The organism is Streptomyces sp. NPDC090442, from assembly GCF_044769405.1.
In the GTDB taxonomy this organism is placed as follows: Bacteria; Actinomycetota; Actinomycetes; order Streptomycetales; family Streptomycetaceae; genus Streptomyces.
This window is the reverse complement of the sequence record NZ_JBIVXW010000254.1, coordinates 1-1,442: the sequence shown is the minus strand read 5'-3', so window position 1 is coordinate 1,442 and position 1,442 is coordinate 1. Positions and strand designations below refer to the sequence as shown.

Sequence of the window (1,442 nt, the reverse complement as noted above, 5' to 3'; positions counted from 1 at the left end):
CACCATTGTTCGCGGCACGCACGATCATGCGGTGGTTTTGCACCGCGGATAGGCGGTTGACGTGCTTGTTGTATGTGTAGGTATCGTCCTCCACTGCGACCAAGCAGTCCACTTCTGATACGCCAATTTCACGCAAGGCCTCAACGCGCAAGTGTCCATCAAGAATGAAAAATCCACCCTTCTTATGCGGGGCCTGCTTAACCACCGGCGGCTCAACCAATCCCACCTCACGCACAGACGTGAGGATCTGTTGATACTTCCCTCCACGCTTGATCTCAGGCCTGATCGGCTTTAGCGCAATCAGTTTTGACAGCGCCACGCGAACACATTTGCGCAGAAATGTTGGCTTTGAAGCGTCGCCTTCAGCCTCGACTGTATAATCATTCATTCGTGCATCTTCCGGCTGAACTGGGTGGGCATACTTTCAACACCCTGCTTCTTCAGCAACTCTACAAAGTCACTGTTTCGAAGCAGCTGTTTGAACGCCTGCACCAAGAAGAGCACCGTTTCATTGGCGAACTCTGCGCGCTGAATGACAATGCGGTGCTTCTCCGCCTCTTCGGCGAACATCCGTCTCGCTTGCGAAAGGGTGAGGGGCTTCTTCTTGGCAGCATTCCTACTGGTCGGACCGCTGTGTGATCGCTGTGACTTACTCCGTGCTTCGATCAGACGGCGCAGGGCAGCAAGCTTCCGCCCTCGAATTCCATCTTCATAAGCATCGGCCAGAACTTCGCGGACACCCTCCTCACTGCTTTTGGCTATGACCATCGCCATGCTCAACGGCAGAACACCCGCTTCAACCGCCGCCACCAGACGCTCTTCACCGCGTGCCAGCAATGCGCCTACCTCACTGAGCCACGACGGGCTGACTCCAATGCGGCTGGCTATCTCAGCATCCGAGTGGCCACGATCGCGAAGACGCGCGAGTTCTTGCATAAGCTCCAATGGCGTGTGGTTTCTTCTAGCCACGTTCTCCACCAAGCTCATAACCAACGATTCTTCTTGCGTTGCGTCGAGCACAAAGGCGGGAATTTCCGTTTGATTGAGGGCGCGAAAAGCCTCCAAACGCCCTTGCCCACAGATCAGGTTGTAGTGGCAACCGCCCTCAGGCTTAGGACGCCGCGCCACCGTAATGGGTCGCTTGAGCCCCACCGCGCGAATGTTCTCAATCATCTCCTGCTGCACTCGCTTGTTGCGAGACCGCGGGTTCAGAACGTAGATTTGACGAATAGGGATGTTGAGCACTTCTTCGCGTGCATGTTGGCTCATGCCACGTTCTCCAAGGGCGTTCGAGCGGCCAGTTCGGCCAACGACTGAAACGAATCAAACCGGTATCCGTCGATCAATCCACCATTGTCCTCGCCCAAGCGCTGGGGCCATGCGCCTATGTCCAACCTGGGAATCAGATAGTGGTCCAGCGGGTGGTTGTTGCTGCTGTCCAT

General features: G+C 55.8%; 2 protein-coding genes. Both read right to left on the bottom strand.

The window, feature by feature from the left end:
• Nucleotides 1-388: ParB/RepB/Spo0J family partition protein (locus ACIQU6_RS44840; RefSeq protein WP_403488515.1), on the bottom strand; the 388-nt coding region annotated here is incomplete at its 3' end.
• On the bottom strand, nt 385-1,269 hold the full coding sequence (locus tag ACIQU6_RS44835) for a plasmid partitioning protein RepB C-terminal domain-containing protein (RefSeq protein WP_096379895.1): 885 nt from the start codon (nt 1,267-1,269) through the stop codon (nt 385-387). The genes ACIQU6_RS44840 and ACIQU6_RS44835, both read right to left, overlap by 4 nt.
• Nucleotides 1,270-1,442: the final 173 nt, after the last annotated feature.

Excerpts from the sequence above, each read along its gene's own strand:
- ACIQU6_RS44835 (WP_096379895.1), bottom strand. The coding sequence starts at position 1,269 with ATGAGCCAACATGCACGCGAAGAAGTGCTCAACATCCCTATTCGTCAA.